Source organism: Allorhizobium sonneratiae (assembly GCF_023700755.1).
Taxonomy (GTDB): Bacteria; Pseudomonadota; Alphaproteobacteria; order Rhizobiales; family Rhizobiaceae; genus Allorhizobium; species Allorhizobium sonneratiae.
Genome location: NZ_JAMKOJ010000003.1, coordinates 377,276 through 392,582, shown reverse-complemented (window position 1 = coordinate 392,582; position 15,307 = coordinate 377,276). Strand labels below are relative to the sequence as shown.

The 15,307-nt window shown below is 55.5% G+C and carries 11 protein-coding genes and 5 tRNA genes; 4 read left to right on the top strand and 12 right to left on the bottom strand.

The window, feature by feature from the left end; translation table 11 throughout:
* Positions 1-77: 77 nt before the first annotated feature.
* The 4 genes from NAC44_RS07500 to NAC44_RS07485 all read right to left on the bottom strand — a co-directional run bounded on the left by NAC44_RS07500 (position 78) and on the right by NAC44_RS07485 (position 550).
* A tRNA-Asp gene (locus tag NAC44_RS07500) sits at positions 78-154 on the bottom strand.
* Between the two features lie 55 nt (positions 155-209).
* Positions 210-286, bottom strand: a tRNA-Asp gene (locus tag NAC44_RS07495).
* 55 nt (positions 287-341) lie between these two features.
* Positions 342-418 (bottom strand) — tRNA-Asp (locus NAC44_RS07490).
* A gap of 55 nt (positions 419-473) precedes the next feature.
* Positions 474-550, bottom strand: a tRNA-Asp gene (locus tag NAC44_RS07485).
* Positions 551-887: 337 nt separating this feature from the next.
* Here NAC44_RS07485 and NAC44_RS07480 point away from each other — a divergent pair.
* A tRNA-Val gene (locus tag NAC44_RS07480) sits at positions 888-963 on the top strand.
* 295 nt (positions 964-1,258) lie between these two features.
* Here the strand turns inward: NAC44_RS07480 and NAC44_RS07475 are convergent.
* Both NAC44_RS07475 and NAC44_RS07470 read right to left on the bottom strand, forming a co-directional pair.
* Positions 1,259-2,083 (bottom strand): p-hydroxycinnamoyl CoA hydratase/lyase, encoded by an 825-nt coding sequence (locus tag NAC44_RS07475; protein ID WP_420839898.1) that lies wholly within the window; start codon positions 2,081-2,083, stop codon positions 1,259-1,261.
* Positions 2,084-2,128: 45 nt separating this feature from the next.
* The gene (locus NAC44_RS07470; RefSeq protein ID WP_250939699.1) at positions 2,129-3,679 is read right to left on the bottom strand and encodes an AMP-binding protein; all 1,551 of its coding nucleotides are present in this window, start codon (positions 3,677-3,679) and stop codon (positions 2,129-2,131) included.
* Between the two features lie 190 nt (positions 3,680-3,869).
* Here NAC44_RS07470 and NAC44_RS07465 point away from each other — a divergent pair, with 190 nt between their 5' ends.
* On the top strand, positions 3,870-4,382 hold the full coding sequence (locus tag NAC44_RS07465; RefSeq protein WP_250939697.1) for a MarR family winged helix-turn-helix transcriptional regulator: 513 nt from the start codon (positions 3,870-3,872) through the stop codon (positions 4,380-4,382).
* Positions 4,383-4,594: 212 nt separating this feature from the next.
* Here the strand turns inward: NAC44_RS07465 and hupB are convergent, their stop codons facing one another.
* The 4 genes from hupB to clpP all read right to left on the bottom strand — a co-directional run bounded on the left by hupB (position 4,595) and on the right by clpP (position 10,344).
* Positions 4,595-4,870, bottom strand: coding sequence for a DNA-binding protein HupB (gene hupB / locus NAC44_RS07460; protein WP_250939695.1), 276 nt, complete (start codon positions 4,868-4,870; stop codon positions 4,595-4,597).
* 209 nt (positions 4,871-5,079) lie between these two features.
* Positions 5,080-7,500, bottom strand: coding sequence for an endopeptidase La (gene lon, locus NAC44_RS07455; RefSeq protein ID WP_250939693.1), 2,421 nt, complete (start codon positions 7,498-7,500; stop codon positions 5,080-5,082).
* 646 nt (positions 7,501-8,146) lie between these two features.
* Positions 8,147-9,424 (bottom strand): ATP-dependent Clp protease ATP-binding subunit ClpX, encoded by a 1,278-nt coding sequence (gene clpX, locus NAC44_RS07450; RefSeq protein ID WP_250939691.1) that lies wholly within the window; start codon positions 9,422-9,424, stop codon positions 8,147-8,149.
* Positions 9,425-9,711: 287 nt separating this feature from the next.
* Positions 9,712-10,344 carry an ATP-dependent Clp endopeptidase proteolytic subunit ClpP gene (gene clpP / locus NAC44_RS07445; RefSeq protein WP_250939689.1) on the bottom strand — a complete coding sequence of 211 codons (633 nt, stop codon included), beginning with the start codon at positions 10,342-10,344 and terminating at the stop codon, positions 9,712-9,714.
* Between the two features lie 992 nt (positions 10,345-11,336).
* On the opposite strand from clpP, the gene NAC44_RS07440 reads away from it, so the two are divergent.
* Positions 11,337-12,284, top strand: coding sequence for a GGDEF domain-containing protein (locus NAC44_RS07440; RefSeq protein WP_250939687.1), 948 nt, complete (start codon positions 11,337-11,339; stop codon positions 12,282-12,284).
* A gap of 25 nt (positions 12,285-12,309) precedes the next feature.
* Complete coding sequence (locus NAC44_RS07435; RefSeq protein WP_250939685.1) at positions 12,310-13,560, top strand: cytochrome P450; 1,251 nt, start codon at positions 12,310-12,312, stop codon at positions 13,558-13,560.
* Positions 13,561-13,563: 3 nt separating this feature from the next.
* Here the strand turns inward: NAC44_RS07435 and NAC44_RS07430 are convergent, their stop codons facing one another.
* Positions 13,564-13,905: a cupin domain-containing protein gene (locus NAC44_RS07430; protein ID WP_250939683.1), complete on the bottom strand. Its 342-nt coding sequence runs from the start codon at positions 13,903-13,905 to the stop codon at positions 13,564-13,566.
* 7 nt (positions 13,906-13,912) lie between these two features.
* Complete coding sequence (locus tag NAC44_RS07425) at positions 13,913-15,196, bottom strand: O-acetylhomoserine aminocarboxypropyltransferase (RefSeq protein ID WP_250939681.1); 1,284 nt, start codon at positions 15,194-15,196, stop codon at positions 13,913-13,915.
* Positions 15,197-15,307: the final 111 nt, after the last annotated feature.

Here is a 15,307-nt window from a genome sequence, read left to right as displayed (position 1 = left end):
AAACCAAAATGGAATATGTATGAAGCAAAAATTTAGCCGTCCAAAGCCTGAACATAAAACCTGTAAGGAGAAGGAAATGGCGCGAGTGACGGGGCTCGAACCCGCGACCTCCGGCGTGACAGGCCGGCACTCTAACCGACTGAGCTACACCCGCGCATTCTGGCTCAACACCAGACGAACCTGGACACTTTATCGTGAGATCTTCAGGATGGCGCGAGTGACGGGGCTCGAACCCGCGACCTCCGGCGTGACAGGCCGGCACTCTAACCGACTGAGCTACACCCGCGCATTCTGGCTCAACACCAGACGAACCTGGACACTTTATCGTGAGATCTTCAGGATGGCGCGAGTGACGGGGCTCGAACCCGCGACCTCCGGCGTGACAGGCCGGCACTCTAACCGACTGAGCTACACCCGCGCATTCTGGCTCAACACCAGACGAACCTGGACACTTTATCGTGAGATCTTCAGGATGGCGCGAGTGACGGGGCTCGAACCCGCGACCTCCGGCGTGACAGGCCGGCACTCTAACCGACTGAGCTACACCCGCTAACCCTGAAAGAAGCCTAGCTTCCCTCTCACCGAACCGCGTCCGCCGTTCGATGAGCGGCTGTCTAAGAGGTTCCTGACGAGGTGTCAAGCAGCATTGAAGACAAAATCGTGACAGAACGATTTTTCTTGTGGGATGAGCGAACACCCATCCATGGTGCTGATTTTTCCCGAAAAATCATAAGTTGGAATGGTGAAGTCATTCCAATCACTTCCCGGATAATTGCTAAGACTACGCGAAAAAAACGACAGAAATGTAAAAAACCCTCTTGCGGTTTTTTCCGCGAACGCATAGATCACAGCCACCGACGCGGCGGACATGATCCGCAAAACGCGAAGGGCGATTAGCTCAGTTGGTAGAGCGCCTCGTTTACACCGAGGATGTCGGGAGTTCGAGTCTCTCATCGCCCACCATTTTTCCTTGTAATTGTTTGCTTATTGCCTGTCCTATGTGTTCGTTATACGCATCCGGAGTGTTTTGACACTCAGTGAACTGCAAATGCGCTGAAGAGATTTGCCCTATGGGAAAACCTGTGAGCCTATTGTGACGGACGAAAGCAGATCGTCAGTGCTTGTCCGAAAATGGGTAGAGCGGTTGCTGCGTTTCTAACAATCCAAGCCGTCATACGAACCCTGTTTGCGGTCATAGACCGAATGCCGCCGCCGTGCGGAGGCACGACGGCGGAAAAAGCCAGCAAAAGAGTTTTTATCAGCGCTTGTAGGCACCGAGCCCCGGACGATAGCTCTTCTCGTCAAGGAATTGTTTCAGGCCCTCGTCACGGCCCCGAGTCTTGTCGAGGAAGAGCATCTGTTCCAGCTTGGCATAGATGTAATCGTCCGCCAGATCCCAGGGCATGTTGCGCACCCGCTTGAACGTGTCCTTGGCGGCCTTGAGCGTGACCGGGTTTTTCTCCAGCAGGCTGGCGCAAATGGCGCGAACGCGGTTTTCAAGATCGGCGAGCGGCACAGATTCGTTGACCAGCCCCATGTCGCGCGCTTTCTGTCCGCCGAAATTTTCACCGGTCATGATGTAATAAAGCGAATCGCGATGGTTCATCACCTCCGCCACGGCGCGGGTGACATTGCCGCCAGGCAGGATGCCCCAGTTGATTTCCGAAAGCCCGAAGGTTGCTTCATCGGCGGCAATTGCCAGATCGCAAGCGACGAGCGGGGTAAAAGCACCGCCGAAGCACCAGCCATTGACCATGGCGATGGTCGGCTTTTCAAAATACATCAGGCGCTGCCACCATCCACCGGACTGGCGACGGCTTTTCAGCGTTGCATCACGCGGCTTGCCATCATTATCCCGAAAATATTCCTTGAGGTCCATGCCAGCAGACCAGGACGATCCCGCGCCGCGCAGCACCAGAACGCCGCAGCGCTCATCGCCTTCCAGATCGTCCAGCACTTCAAGCATACGTTTGTTCAGCGTCGGGCTCATCGCATTGCGTTTTTCCGGACGGTTGAGGGTTACGAATGCAATGCCGTTGTCGAAGTCGACAAGTACAGTTTCTGCACCGTTTGTCTCAGTCATGGTCATAGGGCCTCCTTGTTGTCCTGCATAAAATGCAGGCGATGCTTATAGTTTTTCCTTGAAATAGAGCGCGCGCAGCACATGCTTTTGCACCTTGCCGGAAGCGGTTCTGGGAAGGGAGTCGGCAAAGACGATTCGCTTAGGCCGTTTGTAGCCAGCCAAGAGAGCCGCGCAATGATCCTCGATATGCGATTCCTCCAGCGAAGGATCGGCGCGGACAATGACCGCCAACCCAACCTCGCCCCAGAGCGGATCGGCAACACCCAGCACGGCAGCCTCGACAATGCCGTCATGCACGGCCAGTGCCGCCTCGACTTCCGCCGGATAGACGTTTTCGCCGCCGCTGATATACATATCCTTCAGCCGATCAGCGAGGTAAACGATGCCATGCTCGCGTCGGCCCAGATCACCGGTGCGGTACCATCCCTCGCTCAGGGCTGCTTCCGAAAGCTCCGGCTTGTTCCAGTAGCCGGACATCAGGCTCGGACCCTTCAGCCAGATTTCGCCGACCTCCCCTTCTTCCACATCGTGGCCTTCGGCATCGACGATGCGAATATCCAGAAACGGTGCGCAATACCCGATGGCGCCGGGATAGCGGGCGATCATCTGCTTATCGAGCGGCATATGAATGGCCGTGCCCAGTTCACTCATGCCATAACCATTGGCCAGCGCGATGCCATCCTCCAGAAAGCGCTCAATCAGCGCTGGCGGCAAGGGAGCGCCACCGATAAACATGGCCTTGAGCGCGCGCAAGGCTTGCGGATTCCAGTTGGGCGAGGCTTTCAGCGTTGCCGCCATTTGCGGCACGGCCGAATAATGCGTGATCTGAAGCGCAGGATCGGACAGAACCGCCAACGACCGTTCGGGGATGAAACGGTCCGAAATCACCAGTCGGCCACCCATCAGCATGGTGGTGCGCGCCAAGGCAACAAGACCGATGGTATGAAATAGCGGCACATCGCATAGAACGGTGGAATCACTGGCGACATCGCAGACGAAGGCAAAATTCATCGCAGCGTAAAACAGACTGCGCGCGCTCAACATCACGCCTTTTGGCTGGCCTGTGGTGCCGGATGTGTAGAGCATGACCGTGATTCGCTCAGGCGTGCCATAATGAGGCGCGCGCGGCGTTGCATCCTGCAGCTGACGCAAAAAACCCTCTTCCCCTTCCAGGGCAAAAGTCACGACAATGGCACTCTTATCGACATGTTCGGAAAATGCACCGGCATCGATCAGAATATGCGGAGTGCAATCCTCCACAATCTGCTGGATCTCATGCGCGCTCAACCGCCAGTTTATCGGCACGAAAATAGCCCCAATGCGCTGACAGGCAAAACAAATGGCCAGTTCAGCAATGGAATTACGACCGATAAAACAGACGCGCGGCAGTGTGCCTGCTGCGGAAAGATGACTGCCTAGGACATTGGCCGAGCGGGCAATCATCTCATCGAACGCACCATAGCTCAATGACAGCCCGGTTTCCACTTCAAGAACAGCCGGACGGTCCGGCCCTGTTCTGGCCCGGTACCGAATGGGATCTTCTGCTGCCAGACCAAAGAAAGCAACCGACTCGTTCCCACGAGCATCATGGCTCATCATCATTCAGGCTCCTCCCCGCATCGCGATCTCCCGGCGCGAAAATTGGTATGCAATACATATTATATTGGATTTTTCTTCTGGCAAGCTTTTTATTGTATAGAAGAAGGGTCCGAGAACGGTTTGCCGACCAACGGCATGAGATCGTTTCGCCACATAAGCATTTTCGATTGCCTGGAGACAAAAGCTGATGAGTTGCGACAATGGAACGGCAAAACCTACACTGACAGCAGATCAGGTCCTGCCGGTGCAATATGGCGAACTGAACGACATTCTCGGTTTTCATCTGCGTTTGGCCAATGTGGCGCTGTTTCAGGATTATCAGGCGACCATGGGCGATCTGTCGCTGACACCAAAGCAATTTGCTGTTCTCGAGCTGATTTTGATCAATCCCGGCACCAGCCAGATTGGCCTGGCCCAGAGCCTGCGCATGGACAAGGCCACGATGATGGCCATTATCAATAAGCTGGAAGCGCGCAACGCCATCGAACGCCGCCAAAGCAAAATCGATCGAAGACGGCAGGAACTGTTCGTGACCGAAGACGGGCAAAAGCTGGTTGATACGGCGCGCCAATTGCGCAGCGAGCACGAAGCTCGTTTCACCACGCGGTTTTCTGCGGATGAGTTGAAGATGCTGTTCGGCTTTCTCAACCGTATCTATGCAGGGGCGAAAATCCCCGCCTATGAGGAAGACGAAGCATAGAACATTATCCCGAGAAAAATACGGAGCGGTTTTCCTGGACATACGATAAAGCCTGCCGGGCGCATCTGCATCCGGCAGGCTTTCATTTAGAGCTTTTCAATGTTTCACGGAAACACTGAAAGGCTCTAACCCTTTGTTCTAACGCATTTCCGGACGGAAAACCGCTACGCACTTTTCCTGAAAATGCTCTAGAAAATGACTTTTGCGCCTGATCAGGCGTTAACAGCATCCTTCAGGCCCTTGCCTGCGGTAAACTTGGGCACGTTGCGGGCCGGAATGTCCACTTCCGCGCCGGTCGAAGGGTTACGGCCCTTGGAGGCTTCGCGGCGAGAAACGCTGAAAGAGCCAAACCCGGCGAGGCGAACATCGCCACCGCTCTTCAGTTCTGCCTGAACCGCTTCAAAAACGGCATCAACAGCAGAAGCAGCATCGGCCTTGGTGAGGCCGGATTTTTCGGCAACGGCGGCAACCAATTCGGTCTTGTTCATGTTTCCAACCTTTCTGTATGGCATGAAACGATTTTTTTAAACGTCTTACCGGACCAAAGCTTAAGCCGATCCGATTCCGTCTCTGACCAAAAGCACCGCAATCGCCTGAAAAACAAGGCTTCCACGCATGTTTTCACAAAAAAGGCTGGCGTTGAGCCAGCCTTCAATGATTTTTTACCGGATTATGTCCGGATCGTGGCAACCGCGCCTCAATGGGCCACGGAAAGGCCTGTATCGTCACCACCTTCGACTGTGGCAACCACCGGCGTTTCCACCGAACCATCCCATTCAATGGGTTCTGGAACCCGAAGCAAGGCATGAGAAATGACCTCTCCCATGCGCGACACCGGAACGATTTCCAGACTGTTCTTCACATTGTCCGGAATATCGGCCAGATCCTTGGCATTTTCCTGCGGAATCAGCACCTTCTTGATGCCACCTCTCAAGGCTGCCAGCAGCTTTTCCTTCAGGCCGCCGATCGGCAGAACCCTGCCCCGCAGTGTGACCTCACCGGTCATGGCGATATCCTTGGAGACCGGAATGCCGGTCATGACCGATACGATCGCCGTGGCCATGGCGATACCGGCAGAGGGGCCATCCTTCGGGGTTGCACCTTCGGGAACGTGAACGTGGATATCCGTCTTGTCGAAACGCGGCGGCTCAATGCCGAAATCGACAGCCCGCGAACGGACGTAAGAGGCCGCCGCCGAAATCGATTCCTTCATCACGTCCTTCAGATTGCCGGTCACCGTCATGCGACCCTTGCCCGGCATCAACACACCTTCGATGGTCAGCAATTCGCCACCCACTTCCGTCCAGGCCAGACCCGTCACGATGCCGACCTGATCCTCGCCTTCCGCTTCGCCGTGGCGATAACGCGGCACGCCGAGATAGTCTTCGATATTCTCCGCCGTCACCGCAACCGAGGTCACCTTCCCCTTGATGATTTCAGTCACTGCCTTGCGCGCAAGCTTCATCAGCTCGCGCTCAAAGCTGCGCACGCCGGCTTCCCGCGTATATTGCTGGATGACAGAGCGGATCGCATCGTCGGAGACCGAGAATTCCTCCGGTCGCAGGGCATGTTCCTTTATCGCCTTGGGCAAGAGATGCCGCTTGGCGATCTGCAGTTTTTCATCTTCGGTGTACCCGGCAATACGGATGATTTCCATGCGGTCCATCAAGGGACCCGGAATGTTCAACGTATTGGCCGTCGTGATGAACATCACGTTGGACAGGTCATATTCCACCTCAAGATAGTGATCCATGAAGGTGGAATTCTGTTCAGGGTCCAGAACCTCCAGCAGGGCGGACGACGGGTCGCCGCGGAAATCCATGCCCATCTTGTCGATTTCATCGAGCAGGAAGAGCGGATTGGATTTCTTTGCCTTCTTCATCGACTGCACCACCTTGCCAGGCATGGAGCCGATATAGGTGCGGCGGTGACCGCGGATCTCAGCCTCATCGCGCACGCCGCCCAGCGCCATGCGCACATATTCGCGGCCCGTCGCCTTGGCAATCGAGCGGGCAAGCGAGGTCTTGCCGACGCCCGGAGGCCCGACGAGGCAGAGGATCGGCCCCTTGATCTTGGTGGCGCGCGCCTGAACCGCCAGATATTCGACGATGCGCTCCTTGACCTTGTCGAGACCGAAATGATCTTCATCGAGGATCTTTTCCGCCAGATTAAGATCGACACGCACCTTTGACTTCTTGCCCCAGGGCAGACCGAGCAGCCAGTCGAGATAATTGCGCACGACGGTGGCTTCCGCCGACATCGGGCTCATATGCTTGAGCTTCTTCAGTTCCGCGTCGGCCTTTTCCTTGGCTTCCTTGGAAAGTCTGGTCTTGGCGATACGGTCTTCCAGTTCGGCCATCTCGTCGCGGCCGTCCTCGCCCTCGCCGAGTTCCTTCTGGATCGCCTTCATCTGCTCGTTCAGGTAATATTCGCGCTGGGTTTTCTCCATCTGGCGCTTGACGCGCGAGCGGATGCGCTTCTCCACCTGAAGAACGGAAATCTCACCTTCCATAAAGCCGAGCGCCTTTTCCAGACGCGCCTTAACGCTCACCGTTTCCAGCATTTCCTGCTTTTCGGTAATCTTGATCGAAAGATGCGAGGCAACCGTATCGGCAAGCTTTGAATAATCCTCGATCTGGCCAGCTGCACCAACCACTTCCGGGGAAATCTTCTTATTGAGCTTTACGTAATTTTCAAACTCGGACACCACAGACCGGCTGAGCGCCTCGATTTCGACCGCATCCTCTTCCGGCTCGACCATGATTTCGGCACGGGCTTCGAAATAATCACTGCGATCGGTAAAATCGGCAATCTGCGCCCGCGCCTTACCTTCGATGAGAACCTTTACGGTTCCGTCTGGCAACTTCAGCAATTGCAGAACATTGGCAATCGTGCCGACCGTATTGATCCCGTCAACGCCGGGATCGTCATCGCTGGCATTGATCTGGGTTGCCATCATAATCTGCTTGTCGGAACCCATGACCTCTTCGAGAGCACGGATCGACTTTTCGCGACCGACGAACAGAGGCACGATCATATGCGGGAACACCACAATATCACGCAGCGGCAGTACCGGATAGGTGCCGACTTCGCCCGTGACCGAGGTCAACTTCGTCATTGCATTTCCTTTCTTTGCCCCGTTTCCGGGACCTGAAACCGCGCTCAAACGGCAGCGGCCTTCAGGATCTCGTTTCATACTGATACTTGGAGACCCTGACCCCTCAATTCAAGCCGGAGATTGCACCTGCAACCAGCCTGCCGGAAAATCTCCGTTCCATCGACCTGTCTTTGCAGCAATGTCAGGGAATGTCGTCTATGTCACACGCTTACACATAGTCTCGACCGCCTCTCAGCAATCTCCTGCTTTGCGAAACAAAAATACCACCACATATCACCGCAGCATCGGCATTGATCAAACAGCCCCCTGTCCGCCTGCCGAATCCCCCGATGTCATCCAGTCGCAAACAGTCATAAACCATTCAAAATCCCCCTGCAAATCCTGAGCAAAGCAGGTTACGGCCTGTCAGCCTCCGTCACCATGCTTTCTGTGCGTGTTTTTGCCGATCCCTTAGTCGCAAAACCGCCCAGTCTCTTTTCCAGAAGTGCTCTGCCTGCAAATTCCTTGGAGGAACGATTTAAGGAGAAAATTATGCAGCAGGCGTTAAAACCAAGCTTTATGCCCAAAATATCGCGCAGGGTGCTGTCAACTGACAATAAAAAGGCCCGCACTCTGGCGGGCCCTGTTATTTGATTACAGCCGCTCGTCAGGCAGAGGCATTGGCCTTTTCTTCCTGACGCTCAGCATAGATGTAAAGCGGACGGGAAGCACCGCGTACCACTTCATCGGAAATCACCACCTCGCGAACGCCCTGGAGTTCCGGCAGCTCGAACATGGTGTCGAGCAGGATCTTTTCCATGATCGATCTGAGACCACGCGCGCCGGTCTTGCGCACGATCGCTTTGCGAGCGATTTCGCGAAGAGCATCCTCGTGGAAGTTCAGTTCAACATCTTCCATTTCGAACAGACGTTGATACTGCTTGACCAGCGCATTCTTCGGCTCGGACAGGATCTGGATCAAAGCATCCTCGTCGAGGTCTTCCAGTGTCGCCAGAACCGGCAGACGGCCGATGAATTCCGGAATGAGACCGAATTTCACCAGATCTTCCGGCTCCAGATCGCGCAGAACCTCGCCCACGCGACGATCGTCGGGCGCGGCCACCGCTGCGGCAAAGCCGATCGACGTCTTTTCGCCCCGCGCCGAGATGATCTTGTCGAGACCGGCAAAAGCACCGCCGCAGATGAACAGGATGTTTGTCGTATCCACCTGCAGGAATTCCTGCTGCGGATGCTTGCGACCACCCTGCGGCGGCACCGAAGCGACTGTGCCTTCCATGATCTTCAAAAGCGCCTGCTGCACGCCTTCACCCGACACATCGCGCGTGATCGACGGATTGTCGGACTTGCGCGAAATCTTGTCGACTTCGTCGATATAGACGATGCCGCGCTGAGCACGCTCAACATTATAATCGGCAGCCTGAAGCAGTTTCAGAATGATGTTTTCGACGTCCTCACCGACATAACCGGCTTCGGTCAGTGTCGTTGCATCCGCCATGGTGAAGGGAACATCGATGATGCGTGCCAGCGTCTGGGCAAGATAGGTCTTGCCGCAGCCGGTCGGCCCGACCAGCAGAATGTTGGACTTCGCCAATTCGACTTCGCCGCCCTTGGAGGCATGCGCCAGACGCTTGTAATGGTTGTGAACGGCGACGGAGAGAATTTTCTTCGCCTGTTTCTGGCCGATGACGTATTCGTCGAGAACCTTGATGATATCCTGCGGTGTCGGCACGCCATCGCGTGAGCGCACCATGGAGGATTTGTTTTCCTCGCGGATGATATCCATGCACAGTTCGACGCATTCATCGCAGATGAACACCGTCGGCCCGGCGATCAGTTTCCGGACCTCGTGCTGGCTCTTTCCGCAGAACGAACAATACAGGGTATTCTTCGAGTCACCGCCGTTGCTTCCGCTGACTTTGCTCATAACTTTTTCCTTCCAGCACGCCGCAAAGCTCAACGGAGCCTGCGGACAACTTCCATCGCCTCATGCCGACCGCCAGACAGCCGGGGCGAAATCGGTTTCGGAGGGACTATCGATTCTTAGAATTCACATTCGCGAACCGACGGCAACGAAAACCTCCGCTTATCTTCAGCCTATGTCATAAAAGCTCAACATAGCCTTAATATCCATACTTAGACTGTTTGAAGGCAGTTGCCACCCCCAGTCTTCATAGGGAAGGCAATTCATGGTGAAGCCTTCCCTTATTCCGGTCAAGACGCCGTTACGCCTTCGATTTCGGCACGGCTGGTCAGAATCTTGTCGATCAGACCCCAGTCCTTCGCTTCAGACGCTTCCATGAAATGGTCACGGTCGAGGGTTTTTTCAACTTCCTCATAGGTCTGGCCGGTGTGCTTGACATAAACCTCATTGAGGCGGCGCTTCATCTTGATGATGTCGCGCGCATGACGCTCGATATCCGAGGCCTGCCCCTGAAAACCGCCCGACGGCTGATGCACCATGATGCGGGCATTCGGCGTTGCAAAGCGCATGCCCTTTTCACCGGCGGCCAGAAGCAGCGACCCCATGGAAGCAGCCTGACCGACGCACAGCGTCGAGACAGCCGGCCGGATGAACTGCATCGTATCGTAAATCGCCATGCCTGCCGTCACAACACCGCCCGGCGAATTGATATAAAGGGCGATTTCCTTCTTCGGATTTTCCGCCTCCAGAAACAGAAGCTGCGCACAGACAAGCGAGGCCATATGATCCTCGACCGGACCGGTCAGGAAAATGATGCGCTCCTTCAAAAGGCGCGAGTAAATATCATAGGAACGCTCGCCACGGTTGGTCTGCTCGACAACCATCGGCACCAGAGCCATGGCGGTATCAACGGGATTTTTCATGTGCGTCCTTCTCAAGCCTTTCCCGACATTATCAAGGCGGGGAATCAATTCCAATGCTGTCAATCCCTACATAGAGTGTTCGCCACCCCTTCTTCAAGACGCCTCTCAAGGATATCCTTAATCGACCACTTCAAACATTCGCCCATGCATTGCACCAGCCTCGCGTCCACTTATACGACATACTGTTCAATATTTCGGGAGTTTTCAGCATTCGGCAGCTAAAACGCGTTCATTGAACTTTTCAGCCACCAGTAACGATATTACAACATCATGCGTTTTATCCAACGCAGACAAGATGCTGTAACGCACTCAATCTGCTGCATAATTTTCTCCTCAAACCGATTCCGGTTTAAGGAATTATGTACCAGGGCACTCGTGGTTTTATTCTGATATTTTATACCGAATTGCGGAACGATTGAGAGCTAAGAAAAAGACATTTTCACATCAGACAGGATAAGGTATCGATCATTACTGCTGTTCTGGAGGGAACAGAAGACACATTTCACGGGCTTCTCAAGGTGGCGACCATCATAAAAATCAGAACATTCAAATTGAATGGGACGTGTAATTTTGCCGCACCTTGCCTTTGACATTATGAAACATGCTCACCTAAACGCTTTCTCCAGATATACAATTAACTATATGACAATGGCTGGACAACAGGAACAACGGCGTTGGTATCGCTTGACATAAAAACGGCTTTTCTGATCTGGGGCGCGCAGACGGCAACACTTTCGATTCTGCTCTTTTCCGTTTGGGCGCATGATCGAAAGCAAATGCATTTCTTCGCCATGGCGTTTGGGTTTGCATGCCATGGCGTCGGCATGGTGATGATAGCGCTCAGCCACAGTCCCCTTATGTCCTGGCCCCTTTACATTTCCAATCTGATTGCGCTTGGCAGCTTCTGTTTCTGGATTGCCGCCTTCAGATTACTGGACCGCCGAAAAATCGGGGTTCATTTGCTTTTGCCACCGGTCGTCTGGATTGGAGCCATGCTGTTCCCGGGAATTGCCGAAAGCTTTGCCTTTCGGGCCAGCGTCCATGAAGTGGCCAGTTTCCTCGGCTTTGCTCTTCTCGCATATACCATTGTCACCAGCCAGTTCGGCACCCGGAAATACCGTCACATCCTGGCCGGCCTCTGGTTTACCCAGAGCCTGAACTGCCTTCTGGTTGCCGCCATACTTCTCCAACGGCAACCGAAAGACATGACGTTTATCCCTTATAGCGCTTTTTTTGGCGTTATTGGTGTATTCTGCCTCATGTCCGTGTTGATCGTGATGTTCAAGATCGTCATGGACCAAAATCATTCCCTGCTTGAAACGCTGAGCAGAACCGACCCCCTCACCGGCACACTCAATCGGCGCGGGCTTCAGGATGCCATGGTGAAACTGTCACAAAAGGCCCGCAAGGACGAGTTGCTGGCGCTTCTTGTGTTCGATCTGGATTACTTCAAAAATATCAATGACAATTTCGGCCATCAGGCTGGCGATACGGTTTTGCAATCCTTTGCCGGCATGTGCTCTTCTATTGTTATGACGCATGGGCTTTTTGCCCGCACTGGCGGCGAAGAATTCAGTGCGGTGCTCAGGGTTACGGATCTCAGACAGGCAGCCGCTATTGCCGAACAGGTGCGTCACATGATTGCGACCACGCCGATCGTCACCGATCGCGGCGTTGTGCGGCTGACCACAAGCATTGGCATTTCGGGCCTTGCCCCCGCCGCTTTCGATTATGACCGCTTGATGCGCGACGCCGACAATGCGCTTTACAAGGCCAAGACAGAAGGCCGCAACAAGATCGGCATTTGCCGCAACGGCCAGATCTTCTGCATTACCCGCACCGAGGAACGCGGCACGCCCGATGCCATCGACACTGAAGCTGACCGGCAGGTGGCAGCCCTGCGTCGCCTGAGCCATCGCGCCAGCCCCGCCACGGAATAACCATCCCCGAAAGCAAGACCATCCGATGACTGATCTATCCTTTTTGCGCATCGATCCTATCAGCCGCCATGTCAGCCTCGATGTGCGCAGCCCGGAATTTTATCAAAATCCCAATCCGGCCTATGCCGCTCTTCTGGCGCAAACACCCAGTTTTTACTGGGAACAGCAGGAGCAATGGGTCTTCTGCGGATATGACACCGTCAATGGCCTGCTGCGTGACAAGCGTTTCGGCCGGCAGATCCTGCATATCGCCAGCCGCGAAGAGTTGGGCATGGCAGAACCTTCACCGCATACCCGCCATTTCGACGCCGCCGAACGCTATACGCTGCTGTCGCTGGAGCCGCCGGAGCATACCCGGCTCAGAACGCTGGTCAATCGAGCCTTCGTCTCACGCCATGTGGAGAAGATGACGCCAGAGATCATGGCGCTGGCCAACCGGCTGATCGACGGATTTGCCGCCGATGGCGCGGTTGAGCTTCTGTCGCGCTTCGCCGAGATCGTTCCCGTTACCATGATTGCGCGGATGATCGGCATTCCCGACGAGATGGGACCGCAGCTTTTGCAATGGTCACATGATTATGTCGGCATGTATATGTACAAGCGCAACCGCGCCGACGAGGAGGCTGCCGACCGGGCGGCCCGCGAATTTGCCGATTATGTTCGCACCATCATCGCTGAGCGACGTATTGCGCCGCAGGACGATCTGCTCAGCCACATGATCCATACGGAGCATAAAGGCCAGTTTCTGACGGAAGACGAGCTGATCTCCACCACCATTGTCCTGCTCAATGCGGGTCACGAGGCAACCGTACACCAGATCGGCACCTCGGTGCGCCTCATTCTCGAAAACGGACTGGACCCGTTGGTGCTGTTCGCCAGCGAGGAGACAACGGAGCGGACGGTGGAGGAATGCTTGCGCCTGTCCGCCCCGGTGCATATTTTCCAGCGTTACTGTCTGGAAGCCTGCGAGGTCGATGGAGTGGCGCTGAAATTCGGCGATACGATCAATCTCGTTCTGGCCGCCGCCAATCTCGACCCGGCCAAGTTTCAAGATCCTCTCCGCTTCAAACCGGAACGCAATGAAGGAGCAAACCTGTCCTTCGGGGCGGGCATCCATTTCTGCATCGGCGCGCCGCTGGCGCGGCTGGAGCTGAACCTCGTTCTGCCGCTCTTGTTCCAGCGCCTGCCTGGACTGAAACTGGCCGCCTCTCCCAAGGTAAAGGATATCTATCATTTCCATGGTCTGGAGCGGCTCGATCTTCAATGGCAGGCATAATTCTTAAAGCCTGATCACATAGTCTTTTCGAGTCGTTTCAACCACTTCCCATATTCCCTTGAAGCCCGGTCTGATGATCAGCCGGTCGCCTGCCCTAAGGTGAAGCGGTGCGCCGCCCTCCTCCGTCAGGATGGAGTGGCCTGAAAGAATGGAAAAATACTCCCATTCTTCGTAGGAGACGCGCCATGCGCCGGGTGTGGCTTCCCAAACCCCGGCATAAAGCCCGTCGGCCTCTTCGAGCGACCATGTCCTGAAGCGTGGCGCGCCGGAAACGATCCGTTGCGGATCAGGAGCACCCTCTTCCGGCTCGATGCCGGCAAGATCGAAATGTTGCGTCAGAGCCATGGCCGCCTCACACACGCGCAAGCGCCTGATCGAGATCGGCGATGATGTCGTCCACGTCCTCAATGCCAACTGAAAGCCGCACCACATCCGGGCCAGCGCCTGCGGCCACCTGTTGCTCGGGCGTCAACTGTGCATGGGTGGTGGAGGCCGGATGGATGACCAGCGAGCGGGTGTCTCCGATATTGGCCAGATGCGAGAAGAGCTGCAGACCCTGCACCAGTCCCTTGCCAGCCTCATAGCCACCCTTGACACCGAAGGTGAAGACGGCCCCTGCTCCTTTCGGCGCATAACGCTGCTGCAGCGCATGATTGGGATGATCCGGCAATCCGGCATAATTAACCCAGGCCACCTTGTCATGATTTTTAAGCCATTGGGCGACCTTGAACGCATTGTCGCAGTGGCGCTGCATTCTGAGCGGCAGGGTTTCGATGCCGGTCAGGAGCAGGAAAGCGTTCATCGGCGCAATGGCCGGACCGAGATCGCGCAGGCCCAGAACCCGGCAGGCAATGGCAAAGGCGATGGTGCCAAAGGCCTGATGCAGGATGACATTGTCATATTCCTTGCGCGGTTTGGACAGAACCGGAAACTTGTCCGAACCGGACCAGTCGAAAGTGCCGCCATCGACGATCACGCCGCCCATGGAATTGCCGTGACCGCCGAGAAATTTGGTGGCCGAATGCACGACGATATCGGCACCATGCTGCAGCGGTCGCACCAGATAGGGGCTGGCCATGGTGTTATCGACGATCAGCGGCAGGTTGTGACGGCGCGCAATGGCGGCAATCGCCTCGATATCGACAAAGGTGCCGCCGGGATTGGCCAGGCTCTCGATGAAAATGGCTCGGGTTCGTTCGTCAATCTGTTCTGCAAAACTTTCCGGCGCATCGGTATCGGCCCAGCGCACCTGCCAGTCGAAATGACTGAAAGCATTGCCGAACTGATTGATCGAGCCACCATAGAGCTTTTTCGCCGCAACGAAATTGTCGCCGGGCTGCATCAACGTGTGGAACACCAGCATCTGGGCGGCATGACCGGAAGCCACGGCCAGCGCCGCCGAACCGCCTTCCAGCGCCGCCACCCGCTCTTCCAGCACGGCCTGGGTCGGGTTCATGATGCGGGTATAGATATTGCCGAACTGTTTCAGACCGAAGAGGGCCGCGGCATGATCGGAATCCTGAAACACATAGGCGGTCGTCTGGTAGATCGGGGTTGCTCTTGCGCCCGTGGTCGGGTCCGGCTCGGCGCCAGCGTGAATGGCAAGCGTGGCAAAACCTGGATTGCTGTTGGTCACACTATCCTCCCTGAATAGGACTGCGCAAGGCATCAACTGCTTTGCGTCTCCGTTAGACCTTAGCAGAACAGCTTCTTCTGTCCCGCCGTTTTATCCTAAAATCAGCGCTGC

Coding starts and splice junctions, on each gene's coding strand:
- NAC44_RS07475 (WP_420839898.1), bottom strand. CDS start 2,083: ATGACTGAGACAAACGGTGCAGAAACTGTACTTGTCGACTTCGACAAC.
- NAC44_RS07430 (WP_250939683.1), bottom strand. CDS start 13,905: ATGGCTCTGACGCAACATTTCGATCTTGCCGGCATCGAGCCGGAAGAG.
- NAC44_RS07440 (WP_250939687.1), top strand. CDS start 11,337: ATGCTGTTCCCGGGAATTGCCGAAAGCTTTGCCTTTCGGGCCAGCGTC.
- NAC44_RS07465 (WP_250939697.1), top strand. CDS start 3,870: ATGAGTTGCGACAATGGAACGGCAAAACCTACACTGACAGCAGATCAG.
- NAC44_RS07435 (WP_250939685.1), top strand. CDS start 12,310: ATGACTGATCTATCCTTTTTGCGCATCGATCCTATCAGCCGCCATGTC.
- clpP (WP_250939689.1), bottom strand. CDS start 10,344: ATGAAAAATCCCGTTGATACCGCCATGGCTCTGGTGCCGATGGTTGTC.
- hupB (WP_250939695.1), bottom strand. CDS start 4,870: ATGAACAAGACCGAATTGGTTGCCGCCGTTGCCGAAAAATCCGGCCTC.
- lon (WP_250939693.1), bottom strand. CDS start 7,500: ATGACGAAGTTGACCTCGGTCACGGGCGAAGTCGGCACCTATCCGGTA.
- clpX (WP_250939691.1), bottom strand. CDS start 9,424: ATGAGCAAAGTCAGCGGAAGCAACGGCGGTGACTCGAAGAATACCCTG.
- NAC44_RS07470 (WP_250939699.1), bottom strand. CDS start 3,679: ATGAGCCATGATGCTCGTGGGAACGAGTCGGTTGCTTTCTTTGGTCTG.